Annotated in this window: 13 protein-coding genes; 8 read left to right on the top strand and 5 right to left on the bottom strand. The window is 66.5% G+C overall.

Annotated features, from left to right (window positions below; genetic code table 11):
- The first annotated feature begins 15 nt into the window (after positions 1–15).
- The 3 genes from HKW67_RS09395 (at position 16) to HKW67_RS09385 (ending at position 5084) form a co-directional block, all read left to right on the top strand.
- Positions 16–1584, top strand: a complete 1569-nt coding sequence (locus HKW67_RS09395; RefSeq protein WP_171225141.1) for a hypothetical protein — start codon at positions 16–18, stop codon at positions 1582–1584.
- Positions 1585–1719: 135 nt separating this feature from the next.
- A complete protein-coding gene (locus HKW67_RS09390) occupies positions 1720–2721 on the top strand; it encodes a hypothetical protein (protein WP_171225140.1) in 1002 nt (333 codons plus the stop codon).
- A gap of 29 nt (positions 2722–2750) precedes the next feature.
- A complete protein-coding gene (locus HKW67_RS09385; protein ID WP_171225139.1) occupies positions 2751–5084 on the top strand; it encodes a S9 family peptidase in 2334 nt (777 codons plus the stop codon).
- A gap of 9 nt (positions 5085–5093) precedes the next feature.
- On the opposite strand, the gene HKW67_RS09380 is transcribed toward HKW67_RS09385, so the two are convergent.
- Both HKW67_RS09380 and HKW67_RS09375 read right to left on the bottom strand, forming a co-directional pair.
- Positions 5094–8057 (bottom strand): gamma-glutamyltransferase, encoded by a 2964-nt coding sequence (locus HKW67_RS09380; RefSeq protein WP_206044662.1) that lies wholly within the window; start codon positions 8055–8057, stop codon positions 5094–5096.
- A gap of 5 nt (positions 8058–8062) precedes the next feature.
- Complete coding sequence (locus HKW67_RS09375) at positions 8063–10006, bottom strand: peptidylprolyl isomerase (RefSeq protein WP_171225137.1); 1944 nt, start codon at positions 10004–10006, stop codon at positions 8063–8065.
- Positions 10007–10151: 145 nt separating this feature from the next.
- Here HKW67_RS09375 and HKW67_RS09370 point away from each other — a divergent pair, with 145 nt between their 5' ends.
- Complete coding sequence (locus HKW67_RS09370) at positions 10152–11963, top strand: M28 family peptidase (RefSeq protein WP_171225136.1); 1812 nt, start codon at positions 10152–10154, stop codon at positions 11961–11963.
- A gap of 39 nt (positions 11964–12002) precedes the next feature.
- Here HKW67_RS09370 and HKW67_RS09365 read toward each other — a convergent pair whose 3' ends face one another.
- On the bottom strand, positions 12003–12674 hold the full coding sequence (locus HKW67_RS09365; RefSeq protein WP_171225135.1) for an acyloxyacyl hydrolase: 672 nt from the start codon (positions 12672–12674) through the stop codon (positions 12003–12005).
- A 117-nt stretch (positions 12675–12791) separates the two neighbouring features.
- Between HKW67_RS09365 and HKW67_RS09360 the strand changes: the two genes are divergently transcribed.
- Positions 12792–15149, top strand: coding sequence for a TonB-dependent receptor (locus HKW67_RS09360; protein ID WP_171225134.1), 2358 nt, complete (start codon positions 12792–12794; stop codon positions 15147–15149).
- Positions 15150–15309: 160 nt separating this feature from the next.
- On the opposite strand, the gene HKW67_RS09355 is transcribed toward HKW67_RS09360, so the two are convergent.
- Positions 15310–17946 (bottom strand): alpha/beta hydrolase family protein, encoded by a 2637-nt coding sequence (locus HKW67_RS09355; RefSeq protein WP_171225133.1) that lies wholly within the window; start codon positions 17944–17946, stop codon positions 15310–15312.
- A 218-nt stretch (positions 17947–18164) separates the two neighbouring features.
- Complete coding sequence (locus HKW67_RS09350; RefSeq protein ID WP_171225132.1) at positions 18165–18956, bottom strand: DUF2490 domain-containing protein; 792 nt, start codon at positions 18954–18956, stop codon at positions 18165–18167.
- A 105-nt stretch (positions 18957–19061) separates the two neighbouring features.
- Here HKW67_RS09350 and HKW67_RS09345 point away from each other — a divergent pair, with 105 nt between their 5' ends.
- The 3 genes from HKW67_RS09345 (at position 19062) to HKW67_RS09335 (ending at position 21863) form a co-directional block, all read left to right on the top strand.
- On the top strand, positions 19062–19520 hold the full coding sequence (locus HKW67_RS09345; protein ID WP_171225131.1) for a hypothetical protein: 459 nt from the start codon (positions 19062–19064) through the stop codon (positions 19518–19520).
- Between the two features lie 83 nt (positions 19521–19603).
- Positions 19604–20707: a S41 family peptidase gene (locus HKW67_RS09340; protein WP_171225130.1), complete on the top strand. Its 1104-nt coding sequence runs from the start codon at positions 19604–19606 to the stop codon at positions 20705–20707.
- Entirely contained in the window at positions 20694–21863 is a 1170-nt protein-coding gene (locus HKW67_RS09335; RefSeq protein WP_171225129.1) for an NAD(P)/FAD-dependent oxidoreductase, read from the top strand. Before HKW67_RS09340 ends, HKW67_RS09335 begins: the two co-directional genes overlap by 14 nt.
- The last annotated feature ends 57 nt before the right edge of the window (positions 21864–21920 follow it).

Here is a 21920-nt window from a genome sequence, read left to right as displayed (position 1 = left end):
CGGAGTTTTGAATTCATGCGAAATCGCACACTCGCGGTCGGCATGGGGGCCCTGATCCTCGCCGGCTGCAACACGCTCGACGTCGAGAACCCGAACGCGCCCGATTCGAAGCGCGCGCTCGCGGATCCCGCCGCGATTGAAGCTGTCGCCGGTGGCACTATGCGGTCGTGGTTCAATACCTACGACGGCATGGAAGGCGGCGGCCCGCTCGTCACGATGGCGCAGACGTACGCTGCCTCGTGGAACAACTTCAACATGAACTTCTACTCGTCGATCGACGGAGACGGCACGCGCAATACGCGCGCCTATCAGAACGATCTGGCGTCGGCTGGCCGCACGACCATCATTGCGTACTGGCAGGGGTACTACACCACGCTGTCGTCGGCGGTGGACGTACTCACGGCCATCCGGAAGAACAACCTCGTGATCACCAACGCCGCCAACACCAAGCGAGCGGAAACGATCGCGCAGTTGATGCGTGGTGCCTCGCTCATGGGCATCGCGTTGAATTACGACAAGGGCTACGTGATCGACGAGACCACGGACCTCACGACGCTCGAGTACAAGACGCGGAAGCAGGTACGCGATGCTGCTGTCGCGTCGTTGGCGGAGGCGGCCACGCTGGCCTCGGCCAACGCGTTCACCACGCCGACGGGCTGGACCAACGGCACGTCATACACCAACGTCCAGATCGCGCAGTTGGCGAAGACGATGGCGGCCATGACGCTGGCCTACTATCCGCGCACGCCGGAAGAGAACGCGGCGGTCGATTGGGCCGCGGTGTCGGCCCTCGCGGCCGGCGGCATTTCCTCCGGCGCGAAGTTCGATTTCAATTTCACGGGCGACGGCTGCAGCTCGTGGTGCCACGAAATCCTGTACTGGTTCAACGCCTTCGACGGCGGTCGCGTGCACACGCGCGTGGCGAACCTCCTCGATCCGGCCAGCCAGCGCACGCCGTACCCCAACGGCGGAAACTCGCGTCCGAATTCGGCTGACAAGCGACTTGGCGACGGCTCGTTCGGTCCGGACGATCCGGATTTCGCCGGCTACTTCGGTGTCGTGCCCAAGACGGCGCGTGGCGGCACGGACTTCGTGTACTCCACCGAGGAAATCTTCCGTCCCGATCGCGGCATGTACCATCAGTCGAACATCGGCCACATCCGCTACGACCGGTCTGGTGAGCAGTCGCCGAACGCGATTTACGGCGGCTTCGGTGTCGCACCGGTCATCAGCCGCAACCAGAACGATCTGCTCTGGGCCGAGGCCGAACTGCGTCGGTCGGGTGGCAACCTGACCACGGCCGCGAACCTGATCAACAACACGCGCGTCGATCGTGGTGGACTCTCGGCCGCCACCGCGGGCGAAGGTCAGGCGTCTCTGCTCACGAAGCTGATCTACGAGCAGGAAGTTGAACTGCTCGGTCTGGGAGCGGCGCCATACTACCAGCGCCGCAGGGTCACTGGTGGTCTGCTGGTTGGCACACCGCGCGAAATGCCGGTGCCGGCCAAGGAGCTCGCCGTGAAGAACCAAGCGTTCTACACGTTCGGTGGTACGGGTATCGCCAACAGCCCGACCCCGCCGTGATGCATGGTGTGTGATCAGCAGATGATCACGTCGTGAGTACCGAGAGGCCGAGCGCACATGCGTTCGGCCTCTCTGGTTATTCCGGTCCCTTCTTGGTTTCTTATGCGCATGACACTCGGTCGTCGATCTCATCCCATGCGGTTGGCTGTGGCGCTCGCGTGCGCGGCAGCGTGCGCAGCAGCGTTCACGGGCTGTCGGGACAGCGCGCCGGCCGCCGCACGGGCTGAGGCGCAGCGGTCGTCGGCACCGGAAATGCCGTCAGCGCTGGCGCTCACCGTCGTCGCCACCGATGCGCGCTGGGAAGCCCGAGTGGCCGGCGACAGCGCCGTCCGCGTGCTCGTGACGCCCCGCCGCGACGATCGCATGACGGCGCGTCTGTGCGGTCACGTGGTGACGCGTAGCGTTGCGGCGTCAGCGATTCCCTTCGGCTTGCCGATCGACACCACGATGCCGCCGCTTGCCATCCGTTTGGTCGAAGGGGATCGTGTGACGGGGCTGCGCTATCTCGTGCCTGGTGCGCAGGGATACTACCTGTTCGAAGGGGTGAGCCAGGAGGGGTCACGGCGCATCAGCGTGCGGTGGCCCGTGACCTCAGACCCGACGCGTCCGATTCCGGCGGGTGCGGCTGATTCGCTCATCGAGGCGGCGGTCACGCCCAACCCGTACATGCTCGATAGCGCGATGCGCAGCATGCGACTCGGGGTCAGCCCAATAAACCGGGATCTGAGCGCGCTGCCGGCCGCCGACTCGGCGCGTGCGATGGCGATGCCCCTTGTTCGCGACTTCCCAGATCAGCCGCTCTTGCTGAGCGACGCCTGTCCACAGGCCACTGTGCTGCTGCCCATGCTGGCTCGGATCGATCAGAAGCTCCGTGTTCCGGTGCAGCGTGGCGACGCGGTACGGGCCCGCGCGTTGCAAGGCGAGGGGACGGTACAGCTCTCCTTTGACGAGGCGTCGCCCGCCGCGACTCCGCCGACCGTACGCGAAGCAATTCCCGATGCGTCGTTCACGTCGCCCGACAGTGGACGCGTAACGCTGCGGGTGCGCGTGCAGGTGGTGCCGCGCGTGCAGAAGGCCGAGCAGTCGATCGTGCTGTCGGTGGGTCGGACGTCAGCGAGGCGCAGCGGCGGGACGTAGTTTCGGGTAGACCTCTTACCCACCCGTCCATGACATTCGCGAGTTTGCACGTTCGCACGCTGCGTGGTGCGCTCACCGTCGGCGCGCTGGCGAGTCCCATAATCGCGTTGCCAACCCGAGCGTTTGCACAGTCGGCCGCCAAAGCGACCATCGAGCAGTTCATGTCGCCGGCGTCGCCGCTCACGCTCGCCTCCGCACGCAAGGCGGACCGCATTGCGTGGATGGTGTACGACCGCGGACTCCGGAACGTGTACACTGCCGCGGCGCCAAGCTTTCGCGCCGTGCGTGTGACGAACTTTCTGAAGGACGACGGCACCGATCTGAGCGACGTCGAGTTGTCGGACGATGGCAGCATCATCGTGTTCGTGCGCGGCTCGGCGCCGAATCGATATGGCTGGGTCGCCAATCCGTCGCATGACCCTGCGGGCGCCGAGCGCGCGATTTGGGCGGTGCGATCCACCGGCGGACCGGCGTGGCGCGTGGCCGTCGGCGCGGCGCCGGAGTTGTCACCGGACGGCCGTACGGTGCTGTTTACGCGCGATGGGCAGATCTACCACGCGCGCGTCATGCGCGGTGCACCGGTCACCGCCATGGATACGGGCGGAGTGCCATTCATTCAGGCGTGGGGCCGAAATGGCGCACCCAAGTGGTCACCCGACGGGAAGCGCATCGCGTTCGTGAGCGACCGTGAGAATCACGCGTTCATCGCCGTCTACGACGTGGCCACGCGCACGGTGAAGTACATCGCGCCTAGCGTGGACTGTGACGGCGGCGCGACCTGGTCACCCGACAGCAAGCGATTGGCGTTCTATCGCCGGCCGGGCACGCCGTTCGGCAATCAGCAGCAGCGCGGAACCGGCGGTATCGGGAATCCGGCGGGGCCTGCGGCGAACCTCAATGCTGCCCCAGTGGTCGGAAATCCCTCTGGTGGGTGCGCCGCGGGACCTGGCGGCGGTGGTGGCGGTGCGGCGCGCGCCGGCGCCGAAACGCGTCAGGATAGCGCGCGCGCCGGACTGCGTCGCTCGCCCGGCTTCTACAGTGCCACCTTCGCTGCGGGCCACACGCTCGAGCTGATGATCGCCGATGTCACCACGGGCGACGCGAAGCGGGTGTGGCGCAATGCGCCGCGCGACAGTGTGTTCACGTCGCTCAACAACATGGCGTGGGCCGGCAACAGCGTGATCTTTCCGGTGAATGTGCCGAAGGATGAGTGGGAGCGCTGGTACTCTATTCCGGTGAGCGGGGGCGAGCCCACGCTGCTCACCACGACCGACGGCATGATCGAAGACGCCACCTCGGTCGCGTTGTCGAAGGATGGCGGTAGCACGCTGTACTACTGCACGAATGCCACCGATATCGAACGCCGGCACATCTGGGCCGTGCCCACGTCGGGCGGCACACCGCGTCGTGTCTCGAGCGGTGAGGGCATCGAGACGTATCCGCAGCCGCTGGCCAGTGGCAAGTCGCTGGCCGTGATCTACTTCGATGCGAAGACACCGGCGTCGATTGCGATCGTCCCTACCGCGGGCGGGGCGCCAAATCGCGTCTTTCCCACGCTGGCTGCGAGCTTCCCGAGCGCCGCACACGTGGTGCCGGAGATCGTAAAAACAAAAGCGGCCGACGGGCTCGAGATCAGCAATACGCTGTTCATGCCGAAGGACATGAAGCCCGGTGAGAAGCGGCCTGCGCTGATCTTTGTGCACGGCGGACCGCGTCGGCAGATGATGCCGGGCTACCACTACATGCAGTTCTACCACTGGGCATATGCCGTGAATCAGTGGCTGGCTGATCAGGGCTACGTGGTGCTGTCGATCAACTATCGCAGTGGTGTGGGCTACGGCAAGAGTTTCGCGAATGCGCCGAATACGCAGGGACGCGGCAACTCCGAGTATCAGGACGTGGTGGCCGGCGCCAAGTATCTGCAGGGCCGCGCCGATGTCGATCCCACGCGCGTGGGTATCTGGGGATTGTCGTACGGCGGCCTGCTCACGTCGCAGGCGCTGGCGCGCAACTCCGACATCTTCGTCGCCGGTGCCGACCTGGCTGGTGTGCACATGTACGGCAACGTGATCGATACCGCCAACCTCGCCTTCAAGTCGAGCGCGGTCGGTGCCATCGACGGTTGGAAATCACCGGTGTTCCTGGTGCACGGCGACGACGATCGCAACGTGGACTTCGCACAAACGGTCGGACTCGTGCAGTTGCTCCGGGCCCGCGATGTGTATCACGAACTGATCGTGGTGCCGGATGACCTGCACGAGTCGATGCTGCACGCGAACTGGATCGACACCTTCGACCGCATGGGCGTATTCCTCAAGCGGTTCGAGTGGAACAAGGAAAAGGCGCCGAGCATGAAACAGTAGCGGCGTTGGTTACTTCTTGGTTCCCGTGATGGCGCCCGTGATCGCGCCCGCCGCGCCGGTCCGTCGTGGATCGGCGCCGGCGGTGACCACCTTGCCATCGATGCGTACCGCCGCCCCGTAGCCTTCGCGCAGTTCGCCCGGAAGCGACACGAAGTTGATGTCGTAGCCCAATGCGCGAAGGCGAGCGATCACCGTGGGTGAGAAGCCGTCCTCTAGTTGCAGCGTGTACGGAACGGGCGTTCCCGCGGCGGCTCCCGGTGCGCCGCCGAACCCACCGCCGGGCAGATAGCGCGGCAGCTCGAGCGCTGCTTGCGGCCCCAAGTTGTAGTCGAGCGCGCCAAGCAGCGTTTGATACACGGCCGACGTGATCCACGCATTCCCGGCGGCGCCCACCGCGAAGAACGGCTTGCCGTTTTTGTAGGCGATCGTGGGCGCCAGCGTGCTTCCATGCCGTGCGAAGGGCAGTCGTGATCCGTACTGCGTGGGGTCGGTGCCGTAGCTCGTGAGCTTGTCGTTACTCAAGAAACCGAGTCCGGGCGTGACGTAGAAGTTGCCTCCCCATGTCCCGAGGGTCTGCGTGACGGACACCGCATTGCCCTCGTTATCCGCCACGGCAAACGAGGTCGTGCCGGCCGCATGGCACACGGTCATCTCGGCGGCGTGCTCGTCGCCGCACGGCGACTCTGCTGCGGTCGCATTCGCTGCGGCGACATCCGTTGCGTCGGCCGGCTTGGTCGGTACGGCGGCGGGCGTCGCCTTCGGCAGGCACGGCAGGGTATCGCCGCGCACCGACGCCGGCGTGAGCGCCTTGTTGGCATCGAAGCAGCGCCAGCGCAATCGCGCCGTATCCTTGTCGACGATGGGCGCCACATCGATGGGCCACATGGCGGGATCGGCAATACGATTGCGCGACGACGGCACCAGGAACCATGCCGACAGCGCCGCGTGCAGCGACGCCGGATCGTCGGTGTACCGCTTGCCCGTGCGCGACGGGGCAGGGGACTGCTCGAGCAAATTGAGCCGCGCCACCAGTTCTGCGCCGCCACTCACCGGTGGTGCGCTGGAGTAGATCGTGTAGTTGCGATAGGTGCCGCTGATCGACTCACGCTCGGGCGCGAAATAGCGCGCGAGGTCGGACAGCTTCATGGCGTTGCCCTTGCCGCGCAGATCGGCCACCCACTTGGTGGCCACCTCGCCCTTGTAAAAGCCGTCGGCGCCCTTGGCCGCAATTTGCTCGAGTACCCAGGCCAAATCGGGATTCTTGAGCGTGTCGCCGGCCACCATAGGCTGTCCGTTGCGGAAGAACAGTGCGCGACTGCCCTCGTACTTCGCGTAGTGTTCGCGTTCCGTGGCGAGCGTGGTGGCGAGTCCCTGACTCACTTCGTAGCCGTTGCGCGCCGCACGGATGGCCGGCGCGAGCAAGTCGGCCCACGGCACCTTCTTGCTGCCGTACTTCTGCCAAGCGGTATACATGCCGGCGACGGTGCCCGGCACGTTCACCAGCACCGGACCGTCGCTCGGGTAACGACCATTCACCAGCAGCGACGTGTTGTTCAAGCCGCCTTCTTCCGGCACGCGGCTCATGAACTCGATCACCGTGGGCGTGGCGCGCCCCTTGAGCGCGATCACCATCTCGCCGTAGCCGGCAATACCGCTGGCATCGGGCTCCACCACGCCGAGGGCGAAGCTCACGGCCACGGCGGCGTCGATCACGTTGCCGCCACGACGCATGACTTCGAGGCCGGCCTCGGTCGCCACCGGATGCGCGCTCGAGACGGCAGCGCGCCCCGTCGCGTCGGCGCGCAGCGGCGGGCGCGCCTGCTGCGTGTCGTACAGCACCTGCTGCAGCGCGCTGTCGTTCGCGGCGGCCAGTGCGCGCGGGCGTTGCGTTGTGCGCACCGCGTCCCACTGCGCGCGGCGTGCAGCGGCGTCGGCCCCGCTGAAGTACGTGCGCGCGAGTCGCTCCCATAGCCGATCGAACGCGGCCGCGTTGCGCACCGCGCGGCCGTCGGGCAACGACGTCACCGCGGCCGTGCGCCCGGCATCCGGCGCCGCCGGGGCGAGCACGCGAACCATCGCATCGCCTTTCGTACTGGCGGCGGTAGCACCACTGAACCGTTCGACGGCGGTGCGATCGAGACCGCGATCGGGATCGCCGTTGTAGCCCACGACGACCTCGGAGTACTCGGCGATCATGATGAACAGGCCGTCGGCCGACCAGTCCACATCACCGTGTGTCTTCGACACCAGCGCGCTGAACGACCCATCCGTCGCCAGCGCATACACACCGCTGCGCGTCGACACTGCGAGCCGCCCATCGGGCGACCAATCCAGCGATTCCACCGTTGCGTCGCTGCTGGCCGTCGTATTCACCGTGGGGGAGGTGCCGTTCTCCACGGACCGGACGAGCACGCGTCGGCCCGCTTCGTTGATCACGATGAAGGCGATGCGCTTGCCGTCGGGAGACAAACGCGGCGCTCGCTCCGTTTGCTCGGTGGCGGAGAGACGCCGCTCCGTGCCATCGGCGTTGCGCATCCACACGCGCGTGGCCCCACCGCTGCCCCGCACGAAGGCCACGCGCGCATCCGGACCCACGCTCGGCGACGTCTCATGCGCAGCGCTGCTGGTGAGCCGCGTGATCGCGCCGATCTGCACACTCGCGCTGCCGGCGGCGGTGGTGTTCACTGGCATTTGCCACAGGTCGTAGTTGCCCAGAGAGTCGGAGGCGAACACGATCGCCCTGCCGTCGGTCGTGAATGTGGGATCGCGATGCCACGCCGAGCCGCTGGTAATGCGGACGGCCTCGGTGCCGATGCTGCGCTGCAGGTACAACTGCCCGTCGTGCGCGAAGACCACCGCGCCGTTCACTGAGGTGGCCGGTTGCCGCGCACCGCGCAGCGCCGCCGTGTCAGGCTGCACACCATCGTGTGCGGCAAGCGTGGCCGCCAGAAGCAACGGAGAGAGCACAGACATGGTGATCACGGACGACGAGGGGCGGAGGTGGAGGCACGGCGCACGGTAATCGACTCGATCACGTCGCCTTCCTGCACGCGGTCGATGAGGTCGAGGCCACGCGTGACGTTGGCGAACACGGTGTAATCGTGATCGAGGCGGAAGTTGTTCACGAGGTTCACGTAGATCTGCCCGTCGCCGGTGTCGCGGCCGCGGGTGCTGATGCCGAAGCTGCCGCGCGCGTTGCGGGCCAGGCCGACTTCGTCGCGCATGAACGTGTCCGTGATCGGGTCCACTTCGTCGGCGCCGGGGCTACCGCCCTGAATCACGAAGTTGGGCACGATACGGTGGAAGGTCAGTCCGTTGAACTTTCCGGCGCTCGCCAGGGTTACGAACGTGTGCACCGCCATCGGCGCGTCATCAAAGCGCAGCGCGAGTTCCACATCGCCGAGGCCTCGGAGTCGCATCGTGGCGGTGGCGCCCTCGAGGCCACGCAGCTCCTCGGCACCTGGAAAGGCCGGCGGCACGTACTCTTGTGTGATCGACTTCACTGGCTCCGGCACTAATGTCGAGAGAGCGCGCGCGGCGCTACCCGCGATGGCAGGATCCACGTCGCGCAAACGCTCGCGCATCCACACCACGGTCGATCCGTCGGCGACCTCGGCGATGCGCTCCAGCAGTGCCACGCGCGGATCGCGCATGGTGGCTCGCTGCATCGCCGTGAAACGATCGAAGGCGGCGAGTAGTTGGGGCAACGCACTCTTCAGGCCCGCGTACCCCTTCAGCTGTCTGGCCGCCGCGAGCACCAGGCCCGCGTGTGTGCTGGACAGCGCGCGCAACGCCTGCTGCGGCGTGGTCATGGCGGCGATCACGACGTTGGGTTCCGCGTCGAGGGCCAACGTGCGCAGCACGGCACTGTCTTTCAGCAGCTTGGCGGCGTCGGCCGCGTATACGCGCGCCTGCCACGTGCTCGACGCGGATAATCGTTGCACCAGGGTGGGTGCGCGCGCCGGTGCCACTTTGGCCATCGCCACCGCCGCGTGGGCCTGATAACGCCACGGGCGTTTCGCGTCGCTCTCGGCAGCGAGCGCGGGCAGCGACGCGGCGTCCGTGCATTTGAGGTCACCCAACTGGTCGATCGCGAGTAGCGCGACATGCTCGCTGCCGTCACGCACGAGTGACGCCGCGCGCGCACAGGTGCCGGCCACGCGAAGCGCCTGCCAGCGTACCATCGGCGCCGGGTCGTCCACCCACTGGCGACCCAACGCCACCGCGAGGCGGCGCACTTCCGGGCTTGTGTCGCGCAGTGCGATGGCAACACTGGCGGCATCGCGATCGTTGGCGGCCGTGAGCGCCAGCAAGAGCAGTTGACGTGTGTCCGATGTGTTGTCGGTGCGAATCACGTCGTGGATCACTCCCCGGACGGCGGCGCTCGGTGCATGCGCTCGCGCCGTCCGCCGGAACAACGCTTCGATGCCGCGGGCGGCGCCCGCGCGCACCACGGCGTCCGATTCACGCAAACCGTCGGTCAGTTTCTGCGCGGTGGCCGCATGCGTCGCCGCCACGGCCTCAGCAGGCACGCCGAGCTCCTTCGGTACGCGTCCCATGGTTTCATAGATGACCGCGCGCACCGAAGGGTCACGTTCGCTGGCGAGCAACGCGGCGAGATCGTATCGCGAACGCAGCTGCCCCAGTGCATTCACCGCTTCACGACGCACCGACGCAGCGCGCGCGGTGAGCAGCGGAATGACTTTGACCTCGAGCGGATACTGCTCGAACCGGCCGATCGCTCGCACGGCAAGGCGCTGCCGGACGGAGTCCCCACTCAATAGGGCGGCGTCGATACTGCGCATATCCGTGCCGCGCAGGTGCTCGGCCCGCAGCAGTTCGTACGTGGTGGGCGAAAGGGGCGCCTGCGCACGCAGCTGCGAGCCTGCCGCGAGCAAGAGAATCGGGACCAAGAGCCGCATGCACATGTCCGGGAAGGAGTCGACGCCCAATATGGCCCGCCGTCAGCCCCTCCGCCTCATCTCCCGGAATCAGCGAACACTGCGTGGTCGCCCTACGTATTGTTCAGGACGTCCCGCCCTCCCCAAAATCTCCCCTGGAGCAACCATGCGATCCTTCGGGCTCGCCCGCTTGTCCCTCGCTGCGTCCGTGTGCGGCCTGGTCACCCTTCCCGCGCTGCTCTCCGCGCAGGGTACCGCCAAAACCAACCAGTACGGCAATCCCGCCACGCTCAAGCCAGCGCCGACCAAGGCCGCCATCGACGTGCGTGACTTGCAGATCCGACTCTACCAGTTTGCCGATGACTCCATGCTTGGCCGTCAGGTCGGCCGCGTCGGCAACAAGAAGGGCACCGATATGATCGCCGCCGAGGTGAAGCGCCTGGGGCTGCTGCCGGCCGGTGACAACGGCACGTACTTCCAGACGCTGCCGTACCATCTGCGGAAGTTCACTGACCACTCGCGGATGACCGTCGACGGCAATCCCATCGAGTGGAACACGGAATTCGTGGCGGTGCCGGGCCAGCGTGCGCCGCGCCCGATTACCGGCGCGGACGTGGTGTTTGGTGGCACGCAGGGCGACTCCACCACGCAGATCTCGGCCGCCGATGCCGCCGGCAAGTTCGTGGTGTTGCTGCCCAATCCGAACGGCCCGCGCGGCGGACAAGGACAGGGCTTCGCCGTGCGCGGCGGAGGCGCGCCGGCCCGCTCGCGCTTCGACGATGCCGTGGCCGTCGCGACGATCGATCTCGACGCCCTGACGCCGGCACAGCGCGTGGCCGTCAACGAGCCGATCGTGGCTACGTCGAGCGCGCCGGGACGCGGTGCGCCAGCCGGTGGCGCCCGCGGTCCCGTGGACTCCATTGCGCTGCTGAAAGCGCAGATCGCCACGCTGCAGCCGCAGGCGACGATCCGCCTCACGCGCGATGCCGCGGCGCGCCTCTTCAAGCGCACGAACATCGACGGGCTCTCGGCCGGCCTCAAGGGCGGCACGGTGACCGCGTCGCTGGATTTCGTGGAGACGCCCACCGACTGGGCGCGCAACGTGGTGGCGGTGGTGCCGGGCAGTGATCCGCTGCTCAAGCACCAGTACGTCGCGATCGGCGCCCACAACGATCACGTGGGCATCACGACGCCGGTGGATAAGGACTCGATCCGTGCCTTCAACATCCAAAAGAACAAGCTCCTGCTGGCGAACAACATGCAGGGGCTTGGCCCCGATATTCTGACCACGATTCGCGTGAACATGGACAGCATCCGCAAGGTGCATCCGAAGGCGCGTCTCGATTCCATCAACAACGGTGCCGACGACGACGGCTCGGGCTCGATGGGCGTACTGGAGATCGCCGAAGCGATGATGGCGATGCCGGTGAAGCCCAAGCGTTCCACGCTGTTCATCTGGCACACCGGCGAAGAAGGTGGCTTGGTGGGATCGGCGTTCTTCACGCGTAATCCCACCGTACCCATCGACTCGGTCGTGGCGCAGCTCAACGTGGACATGATCGGTCGCGGTCGCGCCGAGGATCTGCCCGGTGGTGGCCCTGACTACGTGGGCGTGGTAGGCTCGTTCTTCGACTCCAAGGATCTGGGCGAGACCGTGAAGGCGGTGAACGGTAAGCAGAGCAAGCCGCTGACCTTCGACTACAAGTTCGACGAGCCGATCGAGTGGAGCGGCTACAACAACATTTACGGCCGCAGCGATCATTACAACTACGCGCAGCAGGGCGTGCCGATTGCGTTCTTCTTCACCGGTCTGCACGGCGACTATCACCAGCGCAGCGACGAACCCGAGTTCATTGACTATCCGCACTACGCGAAGATCGCGAACTACATCAAGGATCTCGTGGTGGAAGTCGGCAACGGTCCGCGTCCGCGGTTGAATGGATCGAAGCCGGCCAAGCCGAAGGTGATCGTTCCGTAAACACAACAGGGCCCGGAGATTTCTCAGGGCCCTGTTGTTTCATCGCAGCTTCGATACCCGCACCGAAAAAATGTGCGAGTTCATGCCGGGATTCGCGCCGCCCATGCTGGCGTTCGACAAGTGGTGCAGCTGATACCCCAGCGCCAGCGCCTGTCGGCTCCCGATACGCCGCTCGAGGAACAGCCCCGGCGCCACCGTAAAGTTGGCCTGCGTAGCCTTGCCGTACGGCACCACGCGCGAGAACCACGCCACGCCCGACGTCACGTTGAACAGGAAGTGGGTCTTCGCGCCGAGCGAGTAGGCCGCCTCCGCGCCGAGGGGCGCGAAACCCACTCCATACGCATCGCGCACCGCATAGCGGGCCAGTCGCCGCGGATCATTAGCCTCGGTGGGATTCGTGATAGGCGTCGGAATACGGTTGGGCGGCGCCCCCGCGGTGACCAGCATCACCGGCATAATCTCGCCCAGCCACGCCACGTGCATGCCGCCGACCGAAAACAGCGGACGCGAGACTTGCACGGCCAACGTGCGGAATGCGCCGTCGATGGTCTCGTTATGCGACGCCGTGCGCGTGTCGACCGCATCGCTGAGCATCACGCTGACATGCGGACGTTGGGGGGCGCCCTGCGCCCTGGCCGTTGATGGCACAAGCACGGGTAGCAACGCGACGAGCGCTGCGCCCGAGAGGGCGCGACAAACAGGAAACGACATCCTCAGCAGCTCCAAGAGAAGGCGGCGGTACCGTAGACGTTGGAATGATCATACCGTGCGCCGTAGCGAGGGAAGGTCCGTATGGGATCGTTTCAAACGTCACGGTACTTTACCACCATGATTACATGGCCTACCGCCGCGTCTCGAACGCGGATCCTCCTGCTCGCGCTCGTTGCGATGGGGTGCGCCTCGCCGTCGCTGCTCGCGGCACAGTCCACCGGAACGATCCTCGGCCGCGTGGTCAGCGCCGCCACCCGAGAAGCGATCCCCGGGGTGGTGATTCGTGTCCCGGCCACCGCGTCTGCGAATGCGCTCACCGCGCTCTCCGATTCGGTCGGCGGCTTCGTGCTTCGAAATGTGCCCGTCGGGGTAACGCGACTCGAATTGCGACGCATCGGCTTCGCCCCGATCGTGCGCAGTGATATCGTGGTCAGCACGGCGCGCAGCGCGGAGCTGCTCGTGGAGCTGACCCCGGTGGCCACCGAGCTCGCCGCCGTGACGGTGGCACCGACGTACTTCCCGCCACTGCCACCCGCGTCGTTTCCCGTGTCGACGCAGCGGTTCGGTGCCGAAGAAGTGCGACGTGCGCCCGGCGTGCAGGAAGACGTGGTGCGCGCCGTGAGCGTGCTGCCCGGGGTGGGCGTGACCACCGCCGGACGCAACGATTTGGTGGTCCGCGGTGGTGCGCCATTCGAGAATCTGTTCACGGTCGATGGTATCGAAGTGCCGAACATCAACCACTTCGGCACGCAGGGCTCCACCGGTGGTCCGCTGTCGCTCATCAACGTGGCATTCGTGGAAGACGTCGCACTGTCCGCTGGCGGATTCGGCGTGCGCTACAGCGACCGCACGGCGAGCGTGACGGCGATCCGCCTGCGCGAGGGCTCGCGCGATCGCATCAGTGGCTCCGTGAACATCTCGGCCACCGGCGGGGGTGCATACGTGGAAGGGCCGCTGGGGGCACGGGGATCGTTCCTGCTCGGTGTGCGACGCAGCTATCTCGATTTCATCTTCAAGGCCGCCGGCTTCGGTTTCATTCCGAGCTACCGCGATCTCACGGGCAAGGCGGTGTGGAGGCCGTCTTCGCGCGATCAGCTCTCAGCGGTGCTGATCGGCGCGCAGGGCACGGTGACGTTCAACAACGACACCGACGAGAACCGTTTCGAGAACTCGCGCGTGGTGGCTCCGCAGCAAGATCAATACTTCTCCGGACTGATCTGGCAGCGCACGCTGTCGAAGGGACTGCTCACCGCCACGCTCGGCCGCACGTTCACGCGATACACCACCACGCAGAACGATTCCGGAGGCCCCGGCCGCGAGCCCAGTGTGGTGTTCGCCGCCAACACCACCGAAGGGGAACAGTCGCTGCGCACCGACCTGCAGTGGCAGCTCGCGCCGCGCGTCGACGTGGAAACTGGCGTCGTGGCGAAATACGGCTCCGATCTGCGCTACGACCTCACGGTTCCGGGCGCATTCCGACGCGATGCGGCCTACGTGGAGCAACCGCTCCGGCGCGACACCTCGTTCACCGCCACACGCGGCGCCCTGTATTCGCAGGCGACCACGCGCGTCGGCGATCGGCTCCGCGTCACTCTCGGTGTGCGGGGCGACTGGTACCGCTATCTGAGCAACGCGGTGCGCGCGGCGCCGCGGGCGAGTGCCGTATGGCAGCATGATGCGCGTACGACGGCTTCGGTGTCGGTGGGTCGCTACTGGCAGCCGCCGCAACTCATCTGGCTGGTGGGCGACACCTCCAATGCTTCACTCAAGCCGTTCGCGGCCGATCAGGCGATTGCCGGCGTGTCGCGTACGCTGCGCGATGATGTGAAGCTGCAGGTCGAAGTCTACGGCAAGCGCTACCGGCAGTATCCGGCGCGCCGCTTCCGCCCGCAGGCGGTGCTGCAACCATCGGGATTCGACGACGCCACCAACGACATTCCCTTCGGTCTCGAGCCGCTGGCGAACGTCGGTCGTGGTACGGTGATCGGCGCCGAATTGTTGCTGCAGAAGAAGCTGTCGCAGGTGCCCGTGTATGCACTGCTCACCGTCAGCGCCAACCGCACGCGCTTCACCGCGATCGACGGCGTGGAACGTCCCGGTGCCTTCGATGCCCCGGTGGTCGCCAACGTGCTGCTCGGCTGGCGCCCCAACGCCAAGTGGGAGCTATCGACCCGCCTGCGCACGGCCACGGGATTGCTCACCACGCCGTTCGTGAATGCGGGTGTGCGTGAGGGCACGCTGGATTTCACGCAGTACAACGCCGGCGGGCGGCTGCCGCAGTTCTTTTCACTCGACGCACGCGTCGACCGCCGCTGGCAGGTCGGGAAGTCCCAGCTCATTACGTACCTCGACGTACAGAACGCCACCGCGCGTCAGAACGTGAGCGCGGTGGCGTGGAATGCCCGGTTGCGAGCACCCGAGCGCCAGACCTCCATCGGCGTGCTACCAAGCATCGGGATCGATTGGACGTTCTAGGCTCGGTGCGTTGATCCGGTGACGGCGAAAAGATCACGCGGAGTACGCAGAGAGCGCAGAGGCGCAGAGTAAAAAGCTTTGTATTTGCTTTTCTCTGCGTGCCCTGCGCTCTCTGCTTCTCTGCGTGAATTTTTTAGAGTGCTCGCCAAATGCGACGAGCCTACATCGTCGTGACTTTCGGCTTGGCACCCGCGTTCTTCACGTACTTGTCCAGCCACGCCACCCAGCGCGCCCACTGATCGAGCACGGTTTCACGGGCCACGGGGCCGTGGTCTTCGTAGGGGTACATGTACAGCGATGCCGTCTTGCCGAGTCCCTGCAGGGCGTGGAACATCTTGATCGAGTTGATCGGATCGGTACCCACGTTCTGGTCTTCGGTGCTGTGATACATGAGCAGCGCGCCGTTGAGCTGGTCGGCGTACAGGAACGGCGACATCTCGAGATACGTCTGACGGCCCTGCCACAGGTCGCGGCGTTCGCTCTGGAAGCCGTTCGGCGTGAGCGTGCGGTTGTAGGCACCGTCGCCGGCGATGCCGGCCTTGAAGAACGGCGTGTGCACCATGGCGTTCACCGTGCTGAACGCACCATAGCTGTGGCCACCGATCCCCAGGCGCTGGCGGTCGACGATGGCCAGCGTGTCGAGTGCGTCGATGACGGCCGCGAGATTATTGCGCAGATCGACCACGTAGTTGTCGTTCGGCAGCTGCCCTTCGCTGGCGAAGATCGGGGCGTCGGGCTCGATCAGCGCGTAGCCCTGCGTCACGATGAACGCGAGCGAGCGCGGTCCATACGTCGGGAAGCGATTGGCCGCGCCGGCGCCCTGCGTGAGACTGCGGTTGTACGCTTCCTGATTGTCGTACTCGCGCGGATAGAACCAGAACATCGCGGGCAGGCGCGTGCCGTCCTTGTAGTCGGCGGGAAGCGTGACCTTCACGTTGAACGAATAGCCGTCGGCACGACGCGCCACGATCGTCTTGCGCACCGCCTTCGTGATCTCGGGCATGAGGTCGACGTTGGTCGTGAGCTGCTTCACGTCGCGTGACGCCAACGTGAGCACGTACGACTGCGGCACGACCGTGGGCGACTCGCGCTGGATTACGGCCTTGGTGAAATCATCATCGAGGGGTGCGTTGATCGTTTCGAACACGTCGGCCGCGCTCTCGTAGATGCGGCTGCGCGTGCCCGTGCGGATCTCGATCTTCTCCACGAACGCGCGCGGCGTCTTGCCGGCGCTGTCGGGCGTGGTACCCTGCGTGAACACGTACTTACCGTCGGTGGAGACCACGACCACCGGCACCCCACGACGTCCCGGGCGCGTGACGAGCTCCGACGTGCGCGCGCCGCGACCGCCGGGGCCACCGGCAGGCGCGGTGGCGGGCCGTGCGGTGCTATCGGTACCGCGGCCACGCGCACGCGGCGCGATCACGGTGAACTTGGTGTTGTTCTCGTCGACGAAAATCGCCTGTTCGAACGTGCCGCCGGTGCCCGTCTCGCTCACGAACATGATCTTGCCGTTGTCGCTGAACTGCACGCTCGCAATGCGATTGGCGGTTTCATACAACTTCGTGCCACCGGCGGAATCGAACGGCGCCTTCCAGTGCATGAGGCGATCGGCGCGACGGGCGGCTGCGGCGGCCGTGGCCGTCGAGTCGCCACGTGCCGCACCAGCCGTACCATTGGCCGGCGCGATCTGCGAATACAACAACCCACCGGCAAACGGATGCCACGCGATGTTGCGCTTGCCCGTATCCACGGGCGCTGCCCGACCAGCCGCACCTGCACCCGCCGCGGCGGCCGTGCGCGGCTGCGGATCGGTGGGGTCGGCCGGCTCTTCCCCTTCGCGCAACGGGCGCTTCACCAGTTCACGCAGCACCGTGCCGGCGCCGTCGATCACGACATCGCGCGTGCCGTAGCTCGCGACGGGCAGCAGATACGAGAACGGCTTCTCCACGTACGTCACGCGGAAATACTGGCCATCGGGCGACGGATCGATGCTGCGAATCAGCCCCGGCGCGCCGACCTTCTTCACCGCGCGCGTCTTCACATTCACCACCGCCAGCTGGCCCGTCGTGTGGTACTCCAGCAGCGCCTTCTCGTAGGGCGACGACAGCAAGTCGGGATAGGTGCGTGTCTTGAGCTTGTTGTTCTCATTCAGACGCACCATCGGACCCGTCGCCAGCTTCGGCTCCTTGGGCTCAGGTCCACGCGCGTCGGGCACTAGCACCGTCACGATCGTCGTGCCGTCGGCGGTCCATTCGGGGGCGGTCACGCCGGTCGACAAGGTGGAGCGGGTGGTCACGGCGCGCGACTTTCCGGTCGCGGCGTCGGCCACGTAGATCTGCGTGCCGTCTTCGAACAGCGCGAGAAAGGCGAACTGCGTGCCGTCGGGCGACCATACCGGCGTGCTCACGCGGGCGCCGGCCGGAATGCTCACCGGAATCTTGCGGCCACTGGCCCACTCGGTGATCTCGAAGCCGGCGCTGCTGCGCATGGTGAGCGCGCGATCGCGGTTGCCCCGATAGTCGACCTGGAAGCCACCCAGATTGTGGTGCTCCTTGCCAACGTTCTGCAGCGACGGCAGTCCGTCGCTCATCGTGCGCAGGAAGTACTGACGGCTCCCGGGATTCGGTGCCGTGAAGTTCACGTTCTGCTCGCGCGGCGCGGCCACCAGACGTGCGATCGACGGCGGCGGCGCCACGTAGCCTTCATCCGCCAGCGGGTTCGGCTCCGCGGGCTTGGCGTCGGCCGATTTCGGTCCGCGGTTTTGCGCGGAGACCGCGGCGAGCGGCAGGAGCATCCCGGCCGTCAGGGTTCGAGCGAAGAACGCGGTGCGTCGCGCAGAAACGGAGGGTACGCGCATCGGTGAGCTGCCTCGGGTGGGCGGTCGGATGTCAATCAGTGGGTCGCCTTCGCATTGACCGGGGCGACACCCCCGCCGATGCTACGCGACCCCTATCCGTAACGCAACGCACCGTCGAAACGCTCGACCGTGGGACGAGCGCCCCGAGCGCGCGCCTAGCGTGCCTTGCCCGTGTGGTTCAGCACGATCCAGAGCGTCCGGTTGTTCTCGCTGGCGCGGGCCCGCGACACGGGGATCCACTGCTGCAGCCAGAGCACGTCGAGCCGCTTCGTGGTCGATAGCGGCAGGCCCGCGCCGAAGGAAAAGCGATTCTGGTCGACCGCCACGCCGCGATCGGCGCGCGAGAGCCCCACGAACAGCTCATTCTGCACGATGCCGATCACCGGCTGCTTTCGGAGCGTCAGCCCGCCAAGGGGCCGCGATCCCCGCAGCATGTACCGGGCGCGTTGCGCGAAGCGCGAGTCACTGAGCGAATCGTCGCCGGTCGCGTTGGCCAGCACGTCGGCGAGCCACCGGTTCTCGAACCGATAGCGATGCATCACGTCGACGCCGCCCAGCTTCTGGTTGATCTGCGCGATGTAGAAGATCTGGCGATCGCGGAGTGGCCGGGCTGACGGCAGCTCACCGTACGGCGCCGTCGCCACATAGTTGAGGCCGGCACCGAGGCGGAAGCCCGGCGTCACGCGATACGTGATCGATCCGCGCGTGAGGAGCTGTTGCGGCTTTTGGCCGCCGTCAGTGCGCCGCCACTGCACGTCACCGAGAAACGCCCAGCGCGTGGTGATCGGCTGATCGATGAAGGTGGCCAGCCACAGATGCTCCTGCCGTACCGTGCGCCACGGGGTCGGCGACTGCGACCGACCGACGGTCGGTGAGAGCGCGGACAGCGAGGCCAGCAGTAGGAAGACCCGGGCGTGCGAGCGTGGTGGGGCGGGATGATTGCGCATTCGGGAAGTATCGACTGCTACGCCGACCATCGCGATCGTGTCGCGATATCTTTCACCAATCTCTCACAGAATCACTCGCGCCCTCGGGCGCGTTCGGAGGCTTGCTTGACCGACTCGACCGCTGACTTCGCGCCCGACCTGCCGCCCTCGCATATCGAGGTCCCGGAGGCCACGGCCACCGACCTTCGTCGTCTCGATACGGTGCGAAACGACCTGCTAAGAGTGCACCGCGGCCTGCTGGAGGCCGAGCGGAACCGGTACGAGAAGCAGCATGGGCGGATCGCGAATAACAGCGCCTTTCTGCAGCTCGTGATCAACGATCCTTGGTTCGATTGGCTGCGGCCGATGGGCCAGATGGTGCTCCTGATCGACGAGCGGACTTCCGACAAGAAGCAGCCGCTCGGCAGCGTCGAAGCCAACGCCTTGTTCGAGCAGGCGCTCGCGCTGCTCAAGGCCGATGCCGACGGTGACGCCTTCCAGCGGCTCTTTCTCCAGTCGATTCAGAGTTCGCCGGAGCTGGCCGTGCTGGTGCGACAGGTGGCCAAGGGAATCGCCGGGCTCTGAGAGCGCCGGCGTCATTCCGATTTCAGGGACGAATGGCGCTGGCGCACTTTACCTCTGTGGGTCTGGACTCGATGTTACAGAGTATGAGACGCGCAGGGCACTGGAAAGTGTGGCTCGCGCTGGGCGCTGCCGCGTCGAGTGCGGCGTGTGTTGTCCCCTCGCTTGGCGCGAACGCGGCGTCGAGTGCGCCCACGGCACAGTCCCGCTCGTACGTGGCGCAGTTCGACACGCTGTGGACGCGATTCGACGAGGTGTATCCGTCATTCGCCTACAAACAGGTCGACTGGCGTGCCCAGCGCGCCACGTACCGCGCCCGCGCACAGCGGGCCCGTTCGCAGGACGAGCTCATTGCCGTGCTCGTCGACATGCTCACACCGCTGCGCGATTTGCACGTGTGGCTGGTCGACCCGCGAGGGCAGGTGGTGCCCACCTTCCGGCCTGCCGCGCTCGCCAACTTCGAGCGGGCGCGATGGGAGTCGGCGATGCGTGACGCGAGCTACCTCGCCCACAATCGTGATTTCGGCGAAGGCACCGTCGGCGGGTACGCGTACCTCTACATCGGCTCGTGGAAAGAGCCCATCAATCAGGAGGCGCTCGATCTCGCTCTGTCGCGCATGCGTGAAGCCCCGGGCCTCATCATCGATGTGCGCAACAATGCCGGTGGTACCGATCAGACCGCGCTCGCCTTCGCCAGTCGTTTCACGACACGCGCCTTCACGGCGTCGTATGTCGAGATCCGGATGGATTCGCTGGTGAAGGACATCGAGATGCCGCTGGCGCGCACGATCGGACCGCGTGGGAGCTGGCAATACACACGGCCCGTGGTCGTGCTGTCGGGACGCGGTGGATTCAGCGCCACGGAAAGCTTCGTGGCCGCGATGCGCACCTTGCCGCAGGTCACGGTGGTGGGCGACACCACCGGTGGGGCGTCGGGCAATCCGGCCACCTTCCCCCTCGGCAACGGATGGCGTTTCACCGTGCCGCGTTGGCTCGAGTTCGGTCCGGACAAACGGCCCATCGAGGGACGCGGCGTGGCGCCGCATCTGGCCATGACGTGGGATCCGGCCAATTACGACAGCGCGCGTGATCCGCTGATCGACGCCGCGGTGGGATTGCTGGGCGAGCGCAACGGCGTGTACCGTATCGCTCCCGCGTCCGCGCATGAGGCGCGCGATGACAACCGATAACCAGCCCGTCTGGGATGACGGCACGTGGACAGCATTCCCGTCGTTGCAGGGCGCGATCACGACGGGCACCTGCGTAATCGGACTGGGCGGTTCCGGTCTCACCGTGATCGACGAACTGCTCGCGCGCGGTGAGGCGGTGGTCGGACTCGACGCGAGCGACGTGGCGGCCGGTGCGGCCGGACGAAACGGCGGCTTCCTGTTGGCCGGCGCGTACGACTTCTATCACGACGCGGTGCGCAAGCACGGTCGCGATCGGGCGTTCGCGATTTATCAGGCCACTCTCGTGGAGATGCAGCGCCTTGCCGAGGCCGCGCCGGAGACGGTGCGGTTCGTGGGCTCGCGCCGCATCGCCGCCGATGCCTGGGAGATCGAAGACTGTCGGGCGCAGATGGACGCGATGCTGGCCGATGGCTTGGCGTGCGAATGGTACGAGGCGGCCGATGGCGTGGGACTCACGTTCCCTTCCGATGCGTCGTTCAATCCGCTGGCGCGCTGTCGCATCCTGGCGCGCACTGCGGCGCAGGCGGGTGCGCAGCTGTTCTCGCGATCGCCCGTAACCGCGGTGCAGGGTACGCGCGTGGACACCGCCGAGGGGACCGTGCATTGCCGGCGGGTGATCGTGGCAATTGATGGCCGGCTCGAAGTGCTGCTGCCCGAACTCACGGGTCGCGTACGGACGGCGCGACTGCAAATGCTGGCCACCGCACCCACCACCGAGATCACGGTACCGTGCCCGATGTATTACCGCGAGGGCTACGAGTACTGGCAACAGTTGCCCGACGGCTCGCTCACGATCGGCGGGTTTCGCGACCAAGGCGGACCCAGTGAGTGGAGCTTGGACGCGCGGCCGACGGCTCCAGTGCAACACCTACTGGAATCGTTCGTGCGCACGCACCTCGGCGTGACGGCGCCGATCACGCACCGCTGGGCGGCGTGTGCGGGCTACACGGAGAGCGGGTTGCCGGTCATCGAGCAAGTGCGCGGCAACGTGTGGGCGCTCGGTGGCTACTCAGGCACGGGAAACGTGATCGGCGCGCTGGCGGCGCGTGCCGTCGTGTCCGCGGCGCTGGATGGGGAGCCGGCCGGCGTGCGCTTGCTGCTCGGCGAGCATTGGTCGCCGGACTTACCAACAGTGACCGCACCGTCACTGTCCTGAGCCGGTGGCGCCGCGCCCCCGAATATCATCGCGGCGCGGCCGAAACGATGGTGGGCG

This window comes from Gemmatimonas groenlandica, from assembly GCF_013004105.1.
GTDB lineage: Bacteria > Gemmatimonadota > Gemmatimonadetes > Gemmatimonadales > Gemmatimonadaceae > Gemmatimonas > Gemmatimonas groenlandica.
Note: the sequence above shows the minus strand (reverse complement) of the source record. Positions and strands in the feature narration are given on the sequence as shown.

Excerpts from the sequence above, each read along its gene's own strand:
- HKW67_RS09375 (WP_171225137.1), bottom strand. The coding sequence starts at position 10,006 with ATGCGGCTCTTGGTCCCGATTCTCTTGCTCGCGGCAGGCTCGCAGCTG.
- HKW67_RS09350 (WP_171225132.1), bottom strand. The coding sequence starts at position 18,956 with ATGCGCAATCATCCCGCCCCACCACGCTCGCACGCCCGGGTCTTCCTA.
- HKW67_RS09335 (WP_171225129.1), top strand. The coding sequence starts at position 20,694 with ATGACAACCGATAACCAGCCCGTCTGGGATGACGGCACGTGGACAGCA.
- HKW67_RS09355 (WP_171225133.1), bottom strand. The coding sequence starts at position 17,946 with ATGCTCCTGCCGCTCGCCGCGGTCTCCGCGCAAAACCGCGGACCGAAA.
- HKW67_RS09385 (WP_171225139.1), top strand. The coding sequence starts at position 2,751 with ATGACATTCGCGAGTTTGCACGTTCGCACGCTGCGTGGTGCGCTCACC.
- HKW67_RS09365 (WP_171225135.1), bottom strand. The coding sequence starts at position 12,674 with ATGTCGTTTCCTGTTTGTCGCGCCCTCTCGGGCGCAGCGCTCGTCGCG.
- HKW67_RS09360 (WP_171225134.1), top strand. The coding sequence starts at position 12,792 with ATGATTACATGGCCTACCGCCGCGTCTCGAACGCGGATCCTCCTGCTC.
- HKW67_RS09370 (WP_171225136.1), top strand. The coding sequence starts at position 10,152 with ATGCGATCCTTCGGGCTCGCCCGCTTGTCCCTCGCTGCGTCCGTGTGC.
- HKW67_RS09380 (WP_206044662.1), bottom strand. The coding sequence starts at position 8,057 with ATGTCTGTGCTCTCTCCGTTGCTTCTGGCGGCCACGCTTGCCGCACAC.
- HKW67_RS09390 (WP_171225140.1), top strand. The coding sequence starts at position 1,720 with ATGCGGTTGGCTGTGGCGCTCGCGTGCGCGGCAGCGTGCGCAGCAGCG.
- HKW67_RS09395 (WP_171225141.1), top strand. The coding sequence starts at position 16 with ATGCGAAATCGCACACTCGCGGTCGGCATGGGGGCCCTGATCCTCGCC.
- HKW67_RS09340 (WP_171225130.1), top strand. The coding sequence starts at position 19,604 with ATGAGACGCGCAGGGCACTGGAAAGTGTGGCTCGCGCTGGGCGCTGCC.